This window comes from Burkholderia sp. Ac-20379 (assembly GCF_017104645.1).
GTDB lineage: Bacteria > Pseudomonadota > Gammaproteobacteria > Burkholderiales > Burkholderiaceae > Burkholderia.
Window position 1 is genome coordinate 1 of sequence record NZ_JAAGPF010000050.1, and the last position, 19,097, is coordinate 19,097.

18 protein-coding genes are annotated in these 19,097 nt (G+C 66.6%); 9 read left to right on the forward strand and 9 right to left on the reverse strand.

Going from position 1 to position 19,097, the window contains the following annotated elements; all coding sequences use genetic code 11:
- Positions 1-415 precede the first annotated feature (415 nt).
- The 3 genes from G3N92_RS09670 to G3N92_RS09680 all read right to left on the reverse strand — a co-directional run bounded on the left by G3N92_RS09670 (position 416) and on the right by G3N92_RS09680 (position 3,600).
- A complete protein-coding gene (locus G3N92_RS09670) occupies positions 416-1,363 on the reverse strand; it encodes a glyoxylate/hydroxypyruvate reductase A (protein WP_206127238.1) in 948 nt (315 codons plus the stop codon).
- Between the two features lie 468 nt (positions 1,364-1,831).
- Positions 1,832-2,590: a helix-turn-helix domain-containing protein gene (locus G3N92_RS09675; protein WP_206127239.1), complete on the reverse strand. Its 759-nt coding sequence runs from the start codon at positions 2,588-2,590 to the stop codon at positions 1,832-1,834.
- Positions 2,587-3,600 carry a LysR family transcriptional regulator gene (locus G3N92_RS09680; RefSeq protein WP_206127240.1) on the reverse strand — a complete coding sequence of 338 codons (1,014 nt, stop codon included), beginning with the start codon at positions 3,598-3,600 and terminating at the stop codon, positions 2,587-2,589. Before G3N92_RS09680 ends, G3N92_RS09675 begins: the two co-directional genes overlap by 4 nt.
- 119 nt (positions 3,601-3,719) lie before the next feature.
- On the opposite strand from G3N92_RS09680, the gene G3N92_RS09685 reads away from it, so the two are divergent.
- The 5 genes from G3N92_RS09685 to G3N92_RS09705 all read left to right on the forward strand — a co-directional run bounded on the left by G3N92_RS09685 (position 3,720) and on the right by G3N92_RS09705 (position 8,665).
- The gene (locus G3N92_RS09685; RefSeq protein ID WP_241014694.1) at positions 3,720-5,036 is read left to right on the forward strand and encodes an MFS transporter; all 1,317 of its coding nucleotides are present in this window, start codon (positions 3,720-3,722) and stop codon (positions 5,034-5,036) included.
- A gap of 58 nt (positions 5,037-5,094) precedes the next feature.
- The gene (locus G3N92_RS09690; RefSeq protein ID WP_206127241.1) at positions 5,095-6,027 is read left to right on the forward strand and encodes a carbon-nitrogen hydrolase family protein; all 933 of its coding nucleotides are present in this window, start codon (positions 5,095-5,097) and stop codon (positions 6,025-6,027) included.
- A 331-nt stretch (positions 6,028-6,358) separates the two neighbouring features.
- The gene (locus G3N92_RS09695) at positions 6,359-7,429 is read left to right on the forward strand and encodes a phenylacetaldoxime dehydratase family protein (RefSeq protein ID WP_206127242.1); all 1,071 of its coding nucleotides are present in this window, start codon (positions 6,359-6,361) and stop codon (positions 7,427-7,429) included.
- A 24-nt stretch (positions 7,430-7,453) separates the two neighbouring features.
- On the forward strand, positions 7,454-8,167 hold the full coding sequence (locus tag G3N92_RS09700; protein WP_206127243.1) for a glutathione S-transferase family protein: 714 nt from the start codon (positions 7,454-7,456) through the stop codon (positions 8,165-8,167).
- Positions 8,168-8,242: 75 nt separating this feature from the next.
- On the forward strand, positions 8,243-8,665 hold the full coding sequence (locus G3N92_RS09705) for a VOC family protein (RefSeq protein ID WP_206127244.1): 423 nt from the start codon (positions 8,243-8,245) through the stop codon (positions 8,663-8,665).
- A 49-nt stretch (positions 8,666-8,714) separates the two neighbouring features.
- On the opposite strand, the gene G3N92_RS09710 is transcribed toward G3N92_RS09705, so the two are convergent.
- Positions 8,715-9,602 (reverse strand): LysR family transcriptional regulator, encoded by an 888-nt coding sequence (locus tag G3N92_RS09710; protein WP_206127245.1) that lies wholly within the window; start codon positions 9,600-9,602, stop codon positions 8,715-8,717.
- A gap of 202 nt (positions 9,603-9,804) precedes the next feature.
- Here G3N92_RS09710 and G3N92_RS09715 point away from each other — a divergent pair, with 202 nt between their 5' ends.
- From G3N92_RS09715 to G3N92_RS09725, 3 genes are all read left to right on the forward strand, one after another.
- Positions 9,805-10,518: an SDR family oxidoreductase gene (locus G3N92_RS09715; RefSeq protein ID WP_206127246.1), complete on the forward strand. Its 714-nt coding sequence runs from the start codon at positions 9,805-9,807 to the stop codon at positions 10,516-10,518.
- Between the two features lie 81 nt (positions 10,519-10,599).
- Positions 10,600-11,019: an organic hydroperoxide resistance protein gene (locus G3N92_RS09720; RefSeq protein ID WP_339385873.1), complete on the forward strand. Its 420-nt coding sequence runs from the start codon at positions 10,600-10,602 to the stop codon at positions 11,017-11,019.
- Positions 11,020-11,058: 39 nt separating this feature from the next.
- On the forward strand, positions 11,059-11,307 hold the full coding sequence (locus tag G3N92_RS09725; RefSeq protein WP_206127248.1) for a 4-oxalocrotonate tautomerase family protein: 249 nt from the start codon (positions 11,059-11,061) through the stop codon (positions 11,305-11,307).
- Positions 11,308-11,378: 71 nt separating this feature from the next.
- Here G3N92_RS09725 and G3N92_RS09730 read toward each other — a convergent pair whose 3' ends face one another.
- A complete protein-coding gene (locus G3N92_RS09730; protein WP_206127249.1) occupies positions 11,379-12,983 on the reverse strand; it encodes an MFS transporter in 1,605 nt (534 codons plus the stop codon).
- A 408-nt stretch (positions 12,984-13,391) separates the two neighbouring features.
- Here G3N92_RS09730 and G3N92_RS09735 point away from each other — a divergent pair, with 408 nt between their 5' ends.
- The gene (locus G3N92_RS09735) at positions 13,392-14,048 is read left to right on the forward strand and encodes a glutathione S-transferase N-terminal domain-containing protein (protein WP_206127250.1); all 657 of its coding nucleotides are present in this window, start codon (positions 13,392-13,394) and stop codon (positions 14,046-14,048) included.
- A gap of 137 nt (positions 14,049-14,185) precedes the next feature.
- Here G3N92_RS09735 and hisI read toward each other — a convergent pair whose 3' ends face one another.
- The 4 genes from hisI to G3N92_RS09755 all read right to left on the reverse strand — a co-directional run bounded on the left by hisI (position 14,186) and on the right by G3N92_RS09755 (position 19,092).
- A complete protein-coding gene (gene hisI, locus G3N92_RS09740; RefSeq protein ID WP_206127251.1) occupies positions 14,186-14,701 on the reverse strand; it encodes a phosphoribosyl-AMP cyclohydrolase in 516 nt (171 codons plus the stop codon).
- Positions 14,698-16,719 (reverse strand): threonine--tRNA ligase, encoded by a 2,022-nt coding sequence (gene thrS / locus G3N92_RS09745; RefSeq protein ID WP_206127252.1) that lies wholly within the window; start codon positions 16,717-16,719, stop codon positions 14,698-14,700. The genes hisI and thrS overlap by 4 nt, the downstream gene beginning before the upstream one ends.
- 28 nt (positions 16,720-16,747) lie before the next feature.
- Positions 16,748-18,172 carry a cysteine--tRNA ligase gene (gene cysS / locus G3N92_RS09750; protein WP_206127253.1) on the reverse strand — a complete coding sequence of 475 codons (1,425 nt, stop codon included), beginning with the start codon at positions 18,170-18,172 and terminating at the stop codon, positions 16,748-16,750.
- Positions 18,173-18,573: 401 nt separating this feature from the next.
- On the reverse strand, positions 18,574-19,092 hold the full coding sequence (locus tag G3N92_RS09755; RefSeq protein WP_206127268.1) for a DoxX family protein: 519 nt from the start codon (positions 19,090-19,092) through the stop codon (positions 18,574-18,576).
- Positions 19,093-19,097: the final 5 nt, after the last annotated feature.

Consider the following 19,097-nt stretch of genomic DNA (forward strand, 5'->3'; position numbering starts at 1 on the left):
GCCGAAGAAGCGGCGGCGCGAGATGCCGTGGCCGTCGAGGCTGGCGGTGTCGAAGTGTGCGTCGTCGTGGGCGCGCGCGCGGGTCGGTTCAACCATTGCGGACCCCTATGGAAAACGAGAGACGCGGCGGGCGGCCGGGCGAGGCGGCTCACTATGGCGGGACGTTCAGGGGTGACGTGGCGGCATGTCGCGAGAGGCACGCAGGCGGGCGGCGGCGCGAGCGTGCGCGCTGCCAAGCGTCGGCCGGCGCGCCGCACACGGCTGCCGCGGCGCGAAACGAGAGACGCGGCGGGCCGCCGCGCGAGGCGGCTCATTATGGCGGCACTTTCCGGCGCGACTTTGCGGCATTTCGCGAATGCTTATCAGGGGGGCGGCGCAGCGATCTCCGGCTCGCCGCAGCCTGGGCCGGCCGCGCTCAATAGCCTGCCGCCGCGTCGTAGCGATGGCGCGGCGAGCCGCCGCGCAGGTCGTTCTCGATCGTCGCGGCGGCTTGTTGCGCGCGGGCGCGGCGCGACACGTTCGAGGCCACGTGCGGCGTGACGATCACCTTCGGGTGCCGCCAGAAGCGGCTTGCCGCGGGCAGCGGCTCCACCTCGAACACATCGAGCACGGCCCCGCTCAGGTGGCCGTCGTCGAGCGCGGCGAGCAGCGCATCGGGGTCGAGATGGGTGCCGCGCCCCACGTTGATCAGCCCGGCGCCGCGCGGCAGCCGCGCCAGCCGCCGCGCATCGATCAGGCGGCGCGTGGCGGCCGTGTCGGGCAGCAGGTTCACGAGGAGGTCGCTTTGCGCGAGCAAGGCGTCGAGGCCGTCCTCGCCGTGATGGCTGGTCACGGCCGCGATCGATTTCGGCGTGCGCGACCAGCCGCTCACCCGGAAGCCGAGCGCGGACAGCGTGCGCGCCGCCGCGCCGCCCAGTTCGCCGAGCCCGAGGATGCCCACGCGGGTATCGGTGGCGAGGCGCCCGGTCAGCGTTTCGTCCCAGCGCGACGCGTGCTGCGCGTCGATGATCGCGGGAAGCTGGCGGATCAGCGCCAGCGCCGCGAGCGCCACGAAGTCCGTCATGCGTTGCCGCGTTTCGCCGGTCACCATCCGCACCACCGGCACATCGGGCGGGCGGCTCGGGTCGGCCAGAATGTGGTCGACGCCCGATGCGGCGCTCAGGATCAAGCGCAGGTTCGGGAATCGCGCCAGCCGGCCCGGCTCGGGTTCCCAGACCAGCACGTAGTCCACGGCGTCGGGCGCGACCTCGGGGTCGTTCCAGTCGTGCACCGCCAGCGCGGGCGCCCATCGGGCGAATTCCGCCCGCCATTCGGGCAACGCGGCGGCGCCGCCGCTTTTGATCAGCAGTACGTGGGGTTTCATGTCGGGCGTGTGATGAGGTGTGGCGAGACGAGGCGGGCGCGATGGCGGCCCGCGAAAGCGGGATTGTGAAAGGCGCGCGGGCATGGACCAACCAATTTCTTCTGCTATCGAAATCGCATCGCGCGCTCCGATGCCGGCTGACGCGTGCGTGTTTGATGCAAATCACTCGAATAACAATCCACGCGCTCAATGTTCGATCGATCGGTTTCAAGCTGGCCTGTCGCCCGCACCCGCGGGCTGGCACTCTGCGCGGACAGCGCACTCGACGTGTATCTCGGCATGCCGGCGGCCTGGCAGCCGATCATCGACACGGGGGGCGTGCCGGGCCGGCGGCGTCGTTGCGCGAGCTGGGCGGGGTGCGCACGGAAGAACGCGCCGACGGCGTCGTGCTCGCGCGCGGCTTGCCGGTTCCAGGTTGAGCGAGGCCGGCGCGTTGCCGAGCGCGCGCAGCCGAACCGGAATGGAGGTTCAGCCGGCGGCGTCAGCCGGCGCATCCGGCGTGCTGGCTGTCCACAGCACTTCGAACAGGCCGGTGTGGAACGCCGTCATTTCCGCGCTTTGGATCGACAGCGCGTAGTGCTCGGCCTTCGACGAAATGAATGCCACCGTGTCGTCGTACAGGTAGGTCGTCACGCCGGCGTCGAACGAGGCGGGCGCGAAGCGCAGCTCGCGGCGCTCGCGCTTCGACGTACGCCACAAATCGCGCGTGTCGGCCGGCCCGCAGCGGATCACGCGCAGCGACACGCCCGATTTCACGCGCTTGGCCACCACGCTCGCGATCGTTTCATAACCAGGCATCCTGAACAATTCGCTGTTCGCCATGATCGCGCACAGCTCGCGCGAGCGGCAATCGAGCATCTCGTCGAGCACGGCCTTGATGCCTTCGATACCTGTGAAATACCGCACCTTGGGCTTGCCGCCCGCCGAGTTGTGCATGGCGCGCAACTGCGGCAGCATTTCCTGCACCGCCTGCCGCTGTGCCTCGACGCGCCTGAGCAGCATGATCGGATCCTGCGGGATCACGTAGCTGCGCGCCCCCTTCTGAACGGTGGCCACGAGCCCGGCGGCGAGCAGCCGATCCATGACCTCGTAGGCGTTGGTGCGGCCGATGCCGGCCTTCTGGGCGATCGCCGCCACGGTGGCTTCGCCGAGTTCGAGCGAGGCGAGATAGAAATCGGCCTTGTGCCCGTCGATGCCGGCCGATTGCAACAATTCCACGAGATTCATGATTCCGCTCCAGTGAAGCCGGCCGCCGATTTTCTGCGCGCCTGCGGATGGGCGCCGGCTACCGCGGCCGTGCGCGTGCCTTCGTACTGCAGCTCGCGCGTCGTGTCGAGAATGAAGCGCCGCAGCCACGCGTTCTGCGGATCGTCGTTGCGCGACGCCTTCCAGACCATGAACACGCGAAACGCCGGCGTGGTGATCGGCACGGGGCTGACGGTGAGCCGCGCGATGCGCGCATAGGCGTGCGCGGCGAAGGTGGGCAGCGTGGCGATCGCGTCGCAATACACGAGCGAGGCGAGCGCGCCGGAGAAATGCGTGAACGACGCGCTGACCCGGCGCGGAATGCCTTCGCTCTCCAGCAGATCGTCGACGAACCCGCGGCGGCCGTCGCGCGACACGCGCACATGCGGATGCGCCAGATATTCGTCGCGCGTGATCGGGCTCTTGATGTTCAGCCGCGGGCCGTCGTAGAGGCATGAGTACGACGACGAGAACAGGATCTGCGACGAGTAATGCGAGCTGAGCGCTTTCGGCTCGGACACCAGCGCGAGATCCACCGCGTCGTCGGCCAGCGCCGATTTCCACAGTGTGCTGTTGGTCTGCAGGAACGCGAGGCTGATCGACAGGTTGCGGGCCGCGCCCTCGTTGACGAGCATCGGCGAGACGCAGCTTTCGATGTCGTCGGACAGCGCGATGTTGAAGATGCGCGCGGACGTTTCCGCCGCGAACGGCGCCTTGCCGTCGATCATCACCGCGATCGCCGCCAGGGCTTCGGTGACCTTGGGCGCAAGTTCGAGCGCGCGCCGCGTCGGGATCATGCCGCCTTCGCCGCGCACGAACAGCTCGTCGCCGAAGTTCTCGCGCAGCCGCCGCAACGACGAACTGACCGCCCCCTGAGTCAGGTTCAGGATCTCGGCCGCACGCGTCACGCTGCGCTCGCCCATCACGCACTGAAACACCACCAGCAGGTTCAGATCGAGCCGGCTGATATTAGCCACGTTAATGACGCTCATTTTTATCAATCGTTTGATTAAATCAAGGGCCCATTTAACACTGACGCCGGCACGTCATGCAACTGCGCGTGCAACCAATCTATCGGGGCTGGAACCCGGACGAACCAGGGGGAAATCGTATGACGAACACAGCCGTCGTGATGCACGACGAGGCGGCCGCCGATGCGCGCGTCGACCTGCGAAAACGCTCGCTTGCCGTGGGTATCGGCAATTTCATGGAATGGTTCGACTTCGCGATCTATGGCTATTTCGCCTCGATCATCGGCAAGACCTTCTTTCCGTCGAGCGCGCCCGGCATCTCGCTGCTGTCCGCGCTGGCGGTGTTCGCGGTGGGATTCGTCTCGCGGCCGCTCGGGGCGCTGGTGCTGGGGCCGATCGGCGACCGGCTCGGGCGCCGCGCGGTATTGATCGCGACCGTGTTCGGCATGGGCCTGTCCACCACGCTGATCGGCCTGCTGCCCGGCTATGCCTCGCTCGGCCTGGCCGCGCCGGCCCTGCTGGTGCTGCTGCGCTTCCTGCAGGGGATGATGGTGGGCGGCGAGTGGTCGAGCGCGGGCATCTACATCGTCGAGAGCGCGCCGAGAACGCGCCGCGCGCTCGCCGCGAGCGTCATCACGGGCACGGCCGCCGCCGCGTTCCTGGTCGGCACGTTCATCGCCGCGCTGCTGTCGATGTGGCTGAGCGAGGCCGATCTGGCCGCGTGGGGCTGGCGCCTGCCGTTCGTCGCCTCGGTGTTCATGACGGTGGTGGCGATGTATATCCGCCGCCGCCTGGGCGATACGCCGGTGTACGAGGAAGTGCGGCGCAAGCGCGCAGCGAACGGCATCGAAGCCGTGCCGAAGGGCGAGCGCTGGCGCGCGATGGTCACGACGTTCGCGTTCTCGGCGCTGTTCGGCGTTTCGCTGTACTACTTTATCGCCTACGCGAACAACCACCTGACGCAGACGGTCGGGCTGACGAAAACGGCGTCGCTGTGGCTTTGCAGCCTCGCGCTGGTGCTCTACACGATCTTCCAGCCGCTGGTGGGCCGCTTGAGCGACCGGATCGGCCGGCGCCCGCTGGTGCTCGCCTCGGCGCTCGGCCTGACCGTGCTCGCGTATCCGATCTTCGTGCTGATGAACACCGGCAACACCCTCGCGATCCTGGCCGGCCTGATCGTGCTGGCGGCGCTCGTCGCGGTGACGGCGGTGATGGACGTGGTGCTGCTGGTGGAAGTGTTCCCCGCGTCGATCCGCTCGACCGGCGCCGCCGTCGGCCACAACCTCGCGCTCGCCGTGCTGGCCGGCCCCGGCCCGTTCGTGGCCGCCGCGCTGATTCGCTGGACCCACAACCCGAACATTCCGGCGTGGTACCTGGCCGGCATTTCGCTGATTTGCTTCGTCATCCTCTATTTCATGTTGCCGGAGACGAAGGAACGGGACATCGCGCAGGGCTGACCTGAAGCCGTGCATGCGTGTCCGTGTCGCAAACCTTGAAGAAAACTGGAGTTGCACGATGTTCAAAGCTGCTGTCGTACAAGCCGCATCCGTTCCGTTCGAGCCGATGAAGAGCGCCGAGAAGGCCGCGGGCCTGATCCGCGACGCCGCCCGCGAAGGCGCGACGCTGGCCGTGTTTCCCGAGGCGTTCATCGGCGGCTATCCGAAGGGCGCGTCGTTCGGCACGCTGGTCGGCCGCCGCACCGATGGCGGGCGCGCGCATTTCCTGAAGTATCTGGAAGGCGCGGTGACACTCGACGGCCCGGAATTGGCTTTGCTGGCCGACGTGTCGACCGAAACCGGCGTGCACGTGGTGATCGGCGTGATCGAGCGCGCCGGGCGCACGCTGTATTGCACGGGCGTGACGCTCGCGCCGGGCAAGGGCGTGGCCGGCCATCACCGCAAGCTGATGCCGACCGGAACCGAACGGATCATCTGGGGTTTCGGCGACGGCTCGACCATCGCGCCGGTGGATACGCAGCTCGGCACGATCGGCACGGTGATCTGTTGGGAAAACTACATGCCGGCGTTTCGTCAGGCCATGTATTCGCAGGGCACGGAGATCTACTGCGCGCCCACCGCCGACGATCGCGCGAGCTGGGCGCCGTCGATGATCCACATTGCGCTGGAAGGGCGCGTGCACGTGCTGAGCGCTTGCCAGGCGATCCGTCTCGACGAATACCCGGCGTTCTTCCGCGACGATTTCCATCTGGAAGCCGGCGAGGCCGATTACATCATGCACGGCGGCAGCATGATCGTCGATCCGCTCGGCAAGGTGCTGGCCGGGCCGGTGTTCGATACGGAAACGATTCTCTACGCGGACATCGATACCGCTGTGGGGCGCGCCAGCAACCTCGACTTCGACGTGGTGGGCCATTACTCGCGGCCCGATATTTTCAAGCTCAGCGTGAATACCGCGCCGATGGCGCCGGTGACATTCTCGGCCGAATAACGGCGCCGCGCCGCGACCCGCGGAACGCGGTGCGCCTGCCGGCGCACCGCGTTTTTTTGCGCCCGCTGGCGGCTTTTCGTTCGGCCGGATAGTACAAGCAAATCGTATATAAAACAGGTATTTGAGTTGGATTGGATGCGCGTGATGCGAAGCCATGCGACAGGGTGGGCGCGCCCGAATACGATGAATGGGTCTGAGCGGCCGGATGCGCCATCGAAGCACGCTTCGTGGTGAGCATGGCCGGCCGCTGCAGTCTTTCCATCGATTTCAGCGGCGTGTCCCCGGAGCGGAAGATCGATGCGCAGGCGTTGCCGGGGCATGGAGCGAACCAATGAGCTTTCATATCGAGTACGAACGAACGGTGCCCGAGCGGCGCCGCAACGGCTTCCGTCCCGACAAGCCGAAATTCTCGGTGCGGTGGGACATGCCGGTCACGGCCGTCATTTCCGACTATCTGGCGGTGCAGCACGACGGGGCCGATGCGGCGGTCGAGCGCGCGTTCTTCGAGCGCGCCCGCCCCGGTTTCGACGCGCCGTGGGGGCCCGACTGTCACGAAGCGTTGCGTCACACCGGCGCGAACGGCCTGACCGATTCGGTGGTGGTGGCCTACTGGACCGACGTGACGCGTCATGCGATGTGGAAGCGCACCAGCGGCTTCAACGCTTGGTGGAATGCTTCGGATCGCGAACGGGATGGCGTGGGGTATTGGCGCGAGACGGTCAGCGTGCCGTACGACCGCTTCGAGACGATCTTCTCCGAGCCGTATTACCGGGTGGGCGTGGGCCGCACGGCGCGCAGCGAACTGGCGGAGACCTACACCGCCGGGTATTTCGGCGCGATGCGCGATCGCCTGCCGATTTCGGCCATCGATGCGCTCGAATCGCCGTATGGCGACGACGTGCCCGAAGAAAGCCGCGTGCCCCTCAATGCGCCGCGGGTGCGCATCGATCTGCCGCCGAACGTGGTCAGCATCCGATCCGGGCAATACTGGCAAAAAGCCGAAGGCGAACAGCTCGCGGACTATTACGACAATCTCCAGCCGAAGCTCGAGGCCGGGATGCAGCATCTGGTCGAGCATCCCGACACGTCGGGCTGCCTGCTGCTGCGGCCGCTCGTCAATCTCGACGCGCACGGCGAGCCGCTGCGCGAAACCTCGAAGCACGGCTATTTCCTGTCGCTCGGCCATCTCGAACGCTGGTCCGAATCGCATCAGACGCACCTCGATATCTTCCGGCACGCGCTTGCGATGCGCCGCAAGTACGGCGCCGAACGCTCGGTCGTGACCTGGCACGAAGTGTTCGTGCTCGGCACCGCGCCCGCGTTCGAATATCTGAACTGCCACGTCGAGACGGGGCTGCTGCGGTTCGCCCACCTTTGGGGCTCGGCCGCCTCGTCCATTTGACGCCTCGCTTGCATGACGCTCCCCATGTCCGATTCCAGACAACCCTGGCCCGCGCAGCCGATCCGGCTCTATGCGATGACCTACTCCGGCCACAGCCATCGCGTGCAGCTGTACCTGTCGATGCTCGGCCTGCCCTACGAGAAGATCGACGTGGAGCCGAAACGGTTTCCGCAGAGCGCCTTGCTCGATCCGGCCTTCCACGCGCGCAACCCGTTCCTGCTGGTGCCTGTCGTGATCGACGGCGATGTGACGGTGTACGAATCGACGGCGATCCTCACGTATCTGGCCCGCCGCTACGGCGATGCGAGCTGGCTGCCCGACGATCCGGTCGAGGCGGCGGCGGTGCAGCAGTGGTTCTCGTACTGCTCGGGCCCGATCGCCTATGGGCCGTGCGCGGTGCGCCGCCTCGTCGTCTATGATGAAGAACTGGTGCCGATGGCCACCGGGCTGCGGATCACGGCCGAGTTCTTCGACACGATCGAGCCCATGTTCGCCAAGCAAAGCTATGCGATCGGCAACCGGCCCACGCTGGCCGATGTCGCGGCGTACGCCTACATCGCGCATGTGCCCGAAGGCGGGTTCTCGCTCGCGCCTTATCCGAACATCCGGCGTTGGCTGGCGCGAATCGAGGCCTGGCCCGGCTTCGTGCCGATGCCCGACGCCCCGAACGCTGCAAACGCCGCGAACCGGAACGCCAGCGGAACCCGCGCGAACCCGGCGCTGCCGATTGCGAACTGACGCTGCTTCCAGGCTGCCGCGGCTTCGTATCGAGCCTGCGCGCGGCCTTCATTCAACCTGAAGGAACGAACCACCATGTCCAACTCCGCGCTTACCTGCGGCATCGACCATCTCGGCCTCGCGGTTCGGGATCTCGCGTCGACGCGGCAATTCTTCGAGCAATGCCTCGGCTGGAAAGTCGTCGGCGAGCGGCCGGAGTATCCGGCCGCGTTTGTGTCGGACGGGCACGTCACGCTGACGCTGTGGCAAGTGACGGAGCGCGATGCGCTCGTCGAGTTCGACCGGAAGCGCAACGTCGGCCTGCACCATCTCGCGCTGCGCGTGGCGAGCGAAGCGGCGTTGAACACGGTGTTCGAGCGGGTGTCCGGATGGCCGGGCGCGCGGGTGGAGTTCGCGCCGGAGCCGCTTGGCAAGGGCACCAAGCGTCATACGATGATTTACGAGCCGGGCGGCATCCGCATCGAGTTCGACCACGACACGGGCGCGGCGCCGAAGTGATCGGGCGCGGCCGGCGCCGATTGCGCGACGCTGGCCGCACAGGCGCCCATCACGCCTCGAACAATGCGCGCGCCTCGTCGAACACACGCGCGACATGCTCCACCACGGTTCGGATCGGCAGATCCTTGCGATCCTGACGCCGCAGCAGCAGCCATATTTCCCTCGGCGGTCGGGTCGGGCCTAGGTCGCATGGGCGTAGCTCGGCTTCCTGCCGGCCGATGTAGTGCGGCAACAGGGCCAGGCCCACGCCGGAACGCGCCGCGGCGGCCTGCGCGACATGGTTGCTGGCGCGGAACGCCACGCGTGCCTGCGGGTATTGCTGCGAGAGCCAGCCGGCGTCGGGGATATACGTGCTGGCCTCGTCGAAGCTCACGAGCGTGAGTTCGCCGCCTGCTTCGATCCGTTCGCACGCTGCCGGCGTGCCGTAAAAACCGTAAGCCATCGAACCCACCGGCTTGGCGATGAAATCGCCGTCTTCCGGCCGGTCGACGCGCACCGCGATATCCGCTTCATGCCGCTCGAGGCTGATCGAACGGAGATCGGTGGCGAGATCGATGTCGAGCCCGGGGTGCCGAATCGGCAGCTCCGCGAGCTTGCGGATCAGAAAGGCTTGCGAGAGCGCGGGCGGCGCATTGATGCGGACGATGCCCTTGGGCGAATCGTCCGTGCCGCCGCGGCCGAGCGTTTGCACCGAGGTTTCCATATCGCTGGCGACGATCAGGGCGCGCGTGCCCGCGGGCGTCAGCACATACCCTTCCGGCCGGCGTTCCGCCAGCTTTTCTCCCAGCGTGGCCTCGAGCGATTGAATTCGCCGCGAGATGGTCGCGTGATTCACGCCCAGCGCACGCGCCGCGGCGGACAAGCTCCCATGACGTCCGAGCGCAAGGAATACGCGGACGTCCTGCCAATCTACCTCTGTGCGTTTTTTCTCAGCCATTGAGAGAGGATAGCGGATTTTGCGAATGCGGCAACGCGCCTACGATGGGTTCGACGCAATGCAGCACGGCGTCGCCGGTTCTCGGCGAAACGCTCGCGCTGGATGCGATCCCGGCCGCCCGGCGGCCCGGGCAGGAACGCATATCGGATGCGTCCGGCAGCCATGCCGGAATTCGGTTTAACCAAGCAATGGGAGCAGGATCATGAGCAATCAGCAGAAAGTGGCGATCGTGACCGGCGCGTCGCAAGGCATCGGCGCGGGTATCGTCGAAGGCTATCGCAAGAGCGGGTTCGTCGTCATCGCCAACTCGCGCAACATCAAGCAAGGCGCGGACGACGGCGTCGTCGCGGTGCCGGGCGACGTGAGCGATCGCGACGTGGCGCGCCGGATCGTGAAGGCGGCCATCGATCGCTTCGGCCGGATCGACACGCTGATCAACAATGCCGGCATCTTCATCGGCAAGCCGTTCACGGAGTACACGGTCGAGGATTTCACGAACATGCTGAACGTGAACCTGGCCGGCTTTTTCCATATCACCCAGCTCGCGCTCGAGCCGATGCTCGCGCAACAGAGCGGCCACATCGTCCAGATCACGACCACGCTGGTGCGTCAGGCGATCGCCGGCGCGCCGACGGGCCTGGCCACGCTGACGAAAGGCGGGCTCGACGCCACCACGCGTGGCCTGGCCATCGAATACGCGCAGCGCGGCGTTCGCGTCAACGCGATCGCACCCGGCATCATCAAGACGCCGATGCATCCGGAGCCGACCCACGACGTGCTGAACGGCATGCACCCGATGGGCCGCATGGGCGAAGTGTCGGAAATCGTGGAAGCCGCGATGTACCTCGAAAACGCCAAGTTCGTGACAGGCGAGACGCTGAACGTGGATGGCGGCCAGCACGCCGGTCGCTGGTAAATCGTTGCCCCCGGGGGGCGCGGCGACGCGCCCCCCGCCAAGCTTGAAGCGCCCGGTCAATACGGAGTACCGATCATGACAATCGACGTGAAATATCGCACGCGCGCCACCGCGACGGGTGGCCGCGACGGCGTGGCCTACTCGGACGACGGCCATTTCGAAGCCCGGCTCTCGACGCCGAAGGAACTCGGCGGCGCGGGCGGCGAGGGCACCAATCCGGAGCAACTCTTTGCCGCAGGCTATTCGGCGTGTTTCATCGGCGCACTGAAGGTGGCCGCGCAGCAACTGAAGCTCAAGGTGCCCGCCGACACCACGGTGAGCGCCACGATCGGCATCGGGCCGCGTTCCGAAGGCGGCTTCGGCATTACCGCCGATCTGCTGGTGACGCTGCCCGGCGTCGATCGCGAATCGGCCGGCAAGCTGGTCGATCTCGCGCATCGGCTGTGCCCCTACTCGAACGCGACGCGCAACAACGTCGACGTGGGTTTGACCATTGCCTGAGCCGGCGGGTCGATCCGTATTTCAATGAAGGAAGGCGATATGCCGTACGTAAACATCAAGGTGACGCGCGAAGGCACCGCGCCTGGCGCATCGGCGACGACGCCGGAGCAAAAGAAGGCGCTCATCAAGGGCGTCAGCGATCTGCTGTTCGAGGTGATGGGCAAGCCGCCGCACACGACGTTCGTGGTGATCGACGAAGTGGAGCTCGACAGTTGGGGCGTGGGCGGCGTCACGACCCCGGAATGGCGCGAACAGCAGGGTGCGGGGTGGCAGGGCGGTACGAAGTAGGCGCTTCGTTGCCGGTTGCCGGTTCGGCCCGGGCCGCGAAAAACGCGGCCCGGGCCGCCGTCACACCGCCATCAGGCCGGCTCGTCCCGATGGTGTTCCTTCAGGCACAACGCGCCAACGACGAACGTCAGGGCTGCGAAGAACACCGGATACCAGATGCCGAAGTAGATATCGCCGGTGGTGGTGACCATCGCGAACGCCACCGCCGGAAAGAAGCCGCCGATGATGCCGTTGCCCAGGTGATACGGGAACGACATCGCCGTATAGCGCACGCGTGCCGGGAACATCTCGACCAGCGCCGCGGCCACCGGCGCGTACACCATCGCGAAGTAGGCGCAGAGGATCGACAGCATCAGGATCAGCATCGGGCGGTTGATCTGCGCATCGTTCGCGACGCCGGCATAGCCCGCGCTTTCGAGCCTCGCATGGATGGCCTTCGCGTCGAAGCCGGCGATGACCGTGTCTCCGATCTGCACCGTCGGCCGCTCGCCCGCCGCACCCGCGAGATTCGAATACGGCACGCCGGCCTTGGCCAGCGCGGCCTTGATTTGATCGCATTCCTTGCTGGAGGGCTTGTTGCCGAGCAGATCGAACTGGACGCTGCAGGCGCCGGGCGCGGCCTTCACGGTGACCGGGCTGGTTGCCGCGGCGGTTTCGAGCGCCGGGTTCGCGAAGTGCGTGATGGCGTGGAAGATCGGAAAGAACGTGAGCGCGGCCAGCAGGCAGCCGGTGAGGATGACCTTCTTGCGGCCGATCCGGTCGGACACGGAGCCGGCGATCCACATCATCGGCAGGCAGACGATCAGCGACGCCGCATTGACGAAGCTCGCCGAGCCGACGTTCAGATGCAGCGTTTGCGTCAGGAAGAAGAACGTGTAGGTCTGGCCCGTGTACAACACCGTCGTCACGCCCGTCACGAGGCCGAACAGCGCGATCAGCATGGCCTTCACGTTCGACCAGTTGCCGAACGTCTCGCGGATCGGCGCCGGCGACGTCTTGCCCTCGGCCTTCATGCGTTCGTAGACGGGCGATTCGTGCAGCGCCGTGCGGATGTAGATCGACACGGCCAGCATCACGGCCGAAAGCAGAAACGGCACGCGCCAGGCCCATTCCTCGAACTGATCGCCGAACAGCGATCGGCAGACGAACACCACGAGCAGCGAGAGAATCGTGCCGCCGGCGCCGGTCATCTGGATCCAGCTCGTGTTGCGGCCTTTCCTGCCGGCCGGCGCGTGCTCGGCCACGTAGATCGCGGCGCCGCCATATTCGCCGCCGAGCCCGAGGCCCTGGAGCACGCGCAGCGAAAGCAGCAGGATCGGCGCGAGGATGCCGGCTTGCGCGTAAGTGGGCAGCAGGCCGACGCAGAACGTCGAGCCGCCCATCAGGACGATCGTGATGAGGAACGTGTATTTCCGGCCGACCTTGTCGCCGAGCCGGCCGAAGATCAGCGCGCCGAGCGGCCGGACGGCGAAGCCCACGCCGAACGCGATCAACGCGAACAGATAGGCGCTGGAACTCGACAAGGCCGAAAAGAACTGTTTGGAAAAGACCGACGCCACCGCGCCGTACAGGAAAAAGTCGTACCACTCGAACAGCGTGCCCAGCGTCGAGCCGATGATGACGAGCCGTTCGTGCCGGGTTGAAGTGCTGCCGGCGGCAGACGTGTAGGTTTGCATGATTCCCCTCCGCATGAATATCCGATGTTGTGCACGGAGATGCTAGGAGGGGCATCGAACGCCGTCGCGGTTTGTCATAATTCGCAGCCCGTACCATCCGGATGGTCATGATTCCAAAGGCTATTTTTTGTACTATCGGTGCGAACGAATACGGAGCGAATCGAATTCGTCGGAAGGTTGGCGTGCCGGTTTTTCAAAAAACGCGAGGCGTTCGCGGCAATCGTTGCGCCGAACGCGCCCGCGAATGGCGCTTGCCGGCGGCGTTTCGTTCGTATCGATAGTACAAACCGGCCCGATAGAAAACAGCGGGTTACCGCCGTTTTCCGATTTTCGATACAGAATCCCTGACATGCGGGAGGCCGCCCGCTAGCATGGGCTCACTTCAACGCTCGCGGCGATGCATCGCTCATGACCTATCGACTCTACTATTCGCCCGGCGCATGTTCGCTCGCCGTCCATGTCGTGCTGGAAGAACTCGGCGTTCCGTATTCGCTCGCGCCGACCGTGATCGCCAGCGGGGCCACGCAGTCGGCCGAGTATCTGGCCGTCAATCCGAAAGGGCGCGTACCGGCGCTGCACGTGGAAGGGCAGGCGAACGTGCTGACCGAGCTGCCGGCGATCATGGCGTATCTGGTGCGGCAGCATCCCGGCGCGGGCCTGGTTCCCGCCGATCCGCTCGGGGAAGCCCGCTGCCACGAGTTGCTGAACTGGATCGCCGGCTGGGTGCACGGCATGGGCTGGACCGAACTCTGGCGCCCGCATCGTTTCATCGGCGATGCGTCGCAGTACGAAGCGGTGATGGAAAACGGCCGGCGCATCATCGACGACACCTCGCGCACGATCGAGGCCATGTTGACCGGGACGGGCGGCTACGCGACGGGCGGCCGCTTCACGATCGCCGATCCCTATTTGCTGGCCGTGTACCGCTGGGTCGTTCGAATCGGAATCGACGGCCCGAACCTGTACCCGGCATGGCATGCCCACGCCGAGCGCCTCGGCCGGCGGCCCGCCGTGCAGCGTGCGCTCGATCAGGAAGGGTTGACGCTGTTCGGCGTGAAATCCTGACTGTCACGGTCGTGAAATCGAGCCGAAACGTATCGTCGCCGATTCGCGAGTCGGCTATCGGGTCGAGCGGCCGGCCGCGCCGTGTTCGGACGAACCGAGCGCGGCGCCGCCGCTCCGCCGCGCCTCGCCCGGCAAGCTCAGAGGATCGTCGGATTGGGCGCGTCGCCGTAGACGCGCGCCGGGTCGAAGGTCTTTTCCGATTCGGTGAACACCAGCAGCGGATTCTGCGCGTAGCTCGCGCCTACCGGCACACGCCGGTAGAAGCATGACCGATAGCCGACATGGCAGCTCGCGCCGGAGCCGTCCACGCTGACGCGCAACCAGATCGCGTCCTGATCGTCGTCCACGCGCATCTCCTCGATGCGCTGCACCAAGCCGCTGGTTGCGCCCTTGCGCCACAGCGATCGCCGCGAACGGCTCCAGTAGTGCGCCTCGCCGGTGCGGATGGTCAGCGCCAGGGCCTCGCGGTTCATGTAGCCGAGCATCAGCACCTCGCCGCTGGCGGCCTCGGTTGTGACGCAGGCGATCAGGCCGTCGTGGTCGAAGCGCGGCGCGAGGGCGTGGCCTTCCTCGACCTGCTCGATCGAATCGCGCGATGCCAGCGCGACGCCGGCGATGCTGGCGATGGCGGCGGTGTGAGAGACGGGTTTCATGCGTGTGCTCTGGTGGCTTCGTTGGTGTTCAGGCCGACGCGCTCCAACAGCGCGTGGCGGGCCGCAATGCGGGTGGCGTGGTCCGGCGCCCGGCACTCGTTCGCGAGCAGGGCGCAGGCCTGCGCGATCGGCATCGCACCGAGATCGACGCCGTCCCGCGATCGGATCGAGACGGTGCGCGCCTCGAACTCCTTGGCGCCCACGACCAGCAGGAACGGAATGCGTTGCACGACCTGCGCCCGGATCTTGTAGCCGATCTTCTCGCGCCGGGTATCCGCTTCGGCCCGCAGGCCGGCCCCTTCCAGCACGCGCGCGACATCGCGCGCGTAATCGGCGTGCGCCTCCGAGATCGACAGCACCATTGCCTGAACCGGCGCGAGCCAGGGCGGCAGCCGTCCGGCGTAGTGTTCGATCAGGATGCCGATGAAACGCTCCAGCGAGCCGAACAGCGCGCGGTGCAGCATCACGGGGCGCTTGCGCTGGCCGTCCTCGTCGACGTATTCGATGCCGAAGCGCTCGGGCAGGTTCATGTCGACCTGCAGCGTGCCGCATTGCCAATCGCGGCCGATCGCGTCGCGCAGCACGAATTCGAGCTTGGGGCCGTAGAACGCGCCTTCGCCGTGGTTGATCGCGCAGGGCAGGCCCATGTGATCGAGCGCGCTCGTCAGCGCGCCCTCCAGCCGGTCCCAGGTCGCGTCGTCGCCCATCCGGTTCGCCGGGCGGGTCGAGAGCTTGATGCGCACGTCGTCGAAGCCGAACTGCCGGTAGATATCGATCACCAGCGCGATCACGGCGCGGCACTCCTCGTCCATCTGCGCGGGCGTGCAGTAAATATGTGCGTCGTCCTGCGTAAAGTGCCGAACCCGAAGCAGCCCGTGCAGCGCCCCGGAGGGTTCGTAGCGGTGCACCTTGCCGAATTCGCCCATGCGGATCGGCAGGTCGCGATAGCTCTTCAGGCCGTGACGGTACAGCAGCACGCTCCCCGGGCAGTTCATCGGCTTGAGCGCGAAGGCGCGGCCGTCCTCGGTCGCCGTGGTGAACATGTGATCGCGGTAGTTGTCCCAGTGGCCGGAGATTTCCCACAGGCTGCGATCCATCACGTCGGGCGAGTTGACCTCGAGGTAGCCCGCTTCGTGCTGGCGCCGGCGCATGTAGGCGATCAACTCGCGAAACACGGTCCAGCCACGCGAATGCCAGAACACCGCGCCCGGCGCGTCCTCCTGAAAATGGAACAGATCGAGTTCGCGGCCGAGCCGGCGATGGTCGCGGCGCTCCGCCTCTTCGAGCTGTGCGAGATGGGTGGCGAGCTGGCTCGCGTCGGCCCACGCGGTGCCGTACAGCCGCTGCAGTTGCGTGTTGCGCGCATCGCCGCGCCAATAGGCGCCGGCAAGGTGTGTCAGCCGGAAGGCCTTGAGGAAGCGGGTGTTCGGCACGTGCGGGCCGCGGCACATGTCGATGTATTCCTGGTGGACATACAGATTCAGCGTCGCGACCTCGGGCATGTCCTCGATCAGCCGCAGCTTGTAGGTTTCGCCGCGCTCGCGAAAAATGCGCATGGCCTCGTCGCGCGGCACCGCCCGCTTGATCACGTCGTAATCGCGGTCGATCAGTTCGCGCATGCGTTGCTCGATGGCCGCCAACGCGTCGAGCGTGAACGGCCGGGAAAGCGCCACGTCGTAGTAGAAACCGTTCTCGATGACGGGGCCGATCACCATTTGCGCGTCGGGATAAAGCTGCTTGACGGCGTGACCGAGCAGGTGGGCGCACGAATGGCGGATGATCGCGAGCCCGTCGGCGTCGGCCGGCGTGACGATGCGCAGTTGCGCGTCGTGTTCGATGGTGTCGCTCAGATCCAGCAGCTGCGCGCCGATCTCGCCCGCGAGCGCGTTCGGTGCGAGGTCGGGCCGCGTTGCGGCGACGATTTCCGCCACCGTGCTGCCTTTCGCGCAGCGGTAACGCGCGCCGTCGGGGAAGGTGATGTCGATGGCCTCGACAAGGCTTGAAGCGGTGGCAATCATGGTGTGGATAAGGAGCGGAAAGAAGAGATCAAGAGCGGGCCGCAAGCTCCGCGAAGCGCCATTGCGTGCCTTGCGAGGTGTCCTCGAGCACGACGCCGCCCTCGTTGAGCATGCGGCGCAAGATGTCGGCGCGGGAAAAGTCGCGCTCGCGCCGGGCCGCGTCGCGCTCGGCGATCAGGGTTTCGGCGCGCTCGGCCGTCAACGCCGCGCGCGGCGCGCTCGATTGACGCCGCAATGCGGCCAGTGCAACGGGCGCGGAATCCTGCAGCAGGCCCAGCGGCGCCGCTGCGGCGCGCAGTTGCGCCGCAGCCTGGCATTGCTCGGCGGGCGAGGCGGCCCGGCGCGCCCGGGCGGCGAGCTCGTGCAGGCGATGGATCGCGAGCGGGACGTTGAGATCGTCGCGCAATGCCGACAGCACGAGCGGGTCGGGCTCGGCTGCTTGCTCGGGGGCGCAAGCCTGTCGCCTGTCGGCATTCGCCAGCACTGCGTACCATCTCATCAGGCTCTGCCTTGCCAACGCGAGCCGCCGCGCGTTCCAGTTCAACGGGGAGCGATAGTGCGTGGCCAGCAACGCGAAGCGAATCGCCTCGCCGCGCGCCTGATCGAGCAGATCGCGAACCAGCAACACGTTGCCGAGCGATTTCGACATCTTCTGGCCGTCCACCGTCACGAAGCTGTTGTGAATCCAGGTGCGGCAATACAGGGCGTCGTGCGCGCAGGTTCCCTGGGCAATTTCGTTTTCGTGGTGCGGGAAGATCAGGTCCTGGCCGCCGCCGTGAATATCGATGGTGCGGCCCAGATGTCTTTCGATCATCGCCGAACACTCGACGTGCCATCCCGGGCGGCCACGTCCCCACGGGCTGTCCCAGCCGGGCAGATCCGGCGTGGACGGTTTCCACAACACGAAATCCAGCGGATTGCGCTTGTAGGGCGCCACTTCGACGCGCGCCCCGGCGAGCATGTCCTCGGGGCGGCGCCCCGACAGATGCCCGTAATCCGCGTACGAGGGCACGTGAAAGAGCACGTGCCCCTGCGCGACATAGGCGTGGTCGCGCCGCACCAGCGTTTCGATCAGGGCGACGATGTCGGGGATGTGCTCGGTGACGCGCGGCTCGAGATCGGGCGCGAGCACGCCCAATGCCCGCATGTCGTCCCGATAGGCGTCGATATAGCGGGCGGTGATTGCGCCGATCGGCTGGCCGCTGGCCGCCGCGGCCGCGTTGATCTTGTCGTCGACGTCGGTGAAGTTGCGTGCATAGACAAGCTCGCGGTAATCGTGGCGCAGCAGGCGCGCCAATACGTCGAACACCACGGCCGGCCGCGCGTTGCCGATATGCGCGAAGTTGTAGACGGTCGGGCCGCACACGTACAGCGTCACGCGGTCGGGCCGGGCGGTTTGCAGCGGCGCCTTCTTGCGCGTCAACGTGTTGTGCAGGCGAATGACGTCGTTCATGGCGTGGCGGCGTTGTGAGGTTGCGGGCTGTTGTGCGGATGGCGGGTTGGCATGCGGGCTTGGGCGCTTGGCACGAGGCGCGCGCTCAGGCCGGGGCCGCCCGGCGAGCGGCCGAATCGCTTTGTCGACCGCTCGAACGAGCCATGAATCCGATCCGAGGCGGCGTAATCCGCTTCATCCGGTAATTCGGGTAAGCATGTGAAGTGTTATGATATAACATATCATTTCAGTGATGCAAAATTAACACGAACTGCTTGTCTACCGAGCATGCGGTTGAATGATCGCGGCGCGCGCCGCGGAGGGGATTCGCCGCCGGGCGGGCCGGGGCGTGGTCGAATCGTCGAAATTCGAGCGGGGGGGCCGCCTCGCCGAGACGTGGCGAGGCGAGAGGCCGATGCAACTTACTTCGTCATGCTTGACGAGCGGGCGAGCCGGTCGCCGAGCAGGTAATCGATCGAGATCCTGCCCGGCCCCCATGCGGCGACGCCGAGCGCCATCGCGGCCCAGGTGATGTGGATCGGCCAGCCGTCCGGCACCGTCAGCTCGACGATGCAGGTCATCAGCAGCAAGCCGATTCCGGCGAAGCGCGTGCCGAGCCCCAGCACCAGCAGCACGGGAAATCCCACCTCGCCGCACGCCGACAGAAACGCGAACGCGGCGGGCGCGGGGAACGGGTACGGGCCGCCCGGCAGGTGCAGCTTGAAGACATCCGTGAACAGATCGATCGCGGTGTCGTTCAGTTGCAGGAAGCCGCTCCACTTGAGGATGCCCGACTTCCAGAACGGCACGGCGAGCGCGATGCGCAGCACGAGTTGCACGAGCGCGGGCTGCGCGATGGATTCGACGGCACGGCGAGCGCATCCGATGCCTCGGGCAAGCGCCGCGAACGGCGTGGGCGATGGGCGTGTTGAGTCCGGCATCATGG

What these genes read in the sequence shown, in the direction of transcription:
- G3N92_RS09700 (WP_206127243.1), top strand. Translation starts at nt 7,454, where the DNA reads ATGTCCGATTCCAGACAACCCTGGCCCGCGCAGCCGATCCGGCTCTAT.
- G3N92_RS09710 (WP_206127245.1), bottom strand. Translation starts at nt 9,602, where the DNA reads ATGGCTGAGAAAAAACGCACAGAGGTAGATTGGCAGGACGTCCGCGTA.
- cysS (WP_206127253.1), bottom strand. Translation starts at nt 18,172, where the DNA reads ATGAACGACGTCATTCGCCTGCACAACACGTTGACGCGCAAGAAGGCG.
- G3N92_RS09695 (WP_206127242.1), top strand. Translation starts at nt 6,359, where the DNA reads ATGAGCTTTCATATCGAGTACGAACGAACGGTGCCCGAGCGGCGCCGC.
- hisI (WP_206127251.1), bottom strand. Translation starts at nt 14,701, where the DNA reads ATGAAACCCGTCTCTCACACCGCCGCCATCGCCAGCATCGCCGGCGTC.
- G3N92_RS09670 (WP_206127238.1), bottom strand. Translation starts at nt 1,363, where the DNA reads ATGAAACCCCACGTACTGCTGATCAAAAGCGGCGGCGCCGCCGCGTTG.
- G3N92_RS09725 (WP_206127248.1), top strand. Translation starts at nt 11,059, where the DNA reads ATGCCGTACGTAAACATCAAGGTGACGCGCGAAGGCACCGCGCCTGGC.
- thrS (WP_206127252.1), bottom strand. Translation starts at nt 16,719, where the DNA reads ATGATTGCCACCGCTTCAAGCCTTGTCGAGGCCATCGACATCACCTTC.
- G3N92_RS09705 (WP_206127244.1), top strand. Translation starts at nt 8,243, where the DNA reads ATGTCCAACTCCGCGCTTACCTGCGGCATCGACCATCTCGGCCTCGCG.
- G3N92_RS09730 (WP_206127249.1), bottom strand. Translation starts at nt 12,983, where the DNA reads ATGCAAACCTACACGTCTGCCGCCGGCAGCACTTCAACCCGGCACGAA.
- G3N92_RS09680 (WP_206127240.1), bottom strand. Translation starts at nt 3,600, where the DNA reads ATGAGCGTCATTAACGTGGCTAATATCAGCCGGCTCGATCTGAACCTG.
- G3N92_RS09675 (WP_206127239.1), bottom strand. Translation starts at nt 2,590, where the DNA reads ATGAATCTCGTGGAATTGTTGCAATCGGCCGGCATCGACGGGCACAAG.
- G3N92_RS09755 (WP_206127268.1), bottom strand. Translation starts at nt 19,092, where the DNA reads ATGCCGGACTCAACACGCCCATCGCCCACGCCGTTCGCGGCGCTTGCC.
- G3N92_RS09685 (WP_241014694.1), top strand. Translation starts at nt 3,720, where the DNA reads ATGACGAACACAGCCGTCGTGATGCACGACGAGGCGGCCGCCGATGCG.
- G3N92_RS09690 (WP_206127241.1), top strand. Translation starts at nt 5,095, where the DNA reads ATGTTCAAAGCTGCTGTCGTACAAGCCGCATCCGTTCCGTTCGAGCCG.
- G3N92_RS09735 (WP_206127250.1), top strand. Translation starts at nt 13,392, where the DNA reads ATGACCTATCGACTCTACTATTCGCCCGGCGCATGTTCGCTCGCCGTC.
- G3N92_RS09715 (WP_206127246.1), top strand. Translation starts at nt 9,805, where the DNA reads ATGAGCAATCAGCAGAAAGTGGCGATCGTGACCGGCGCGTCGCAAGGC.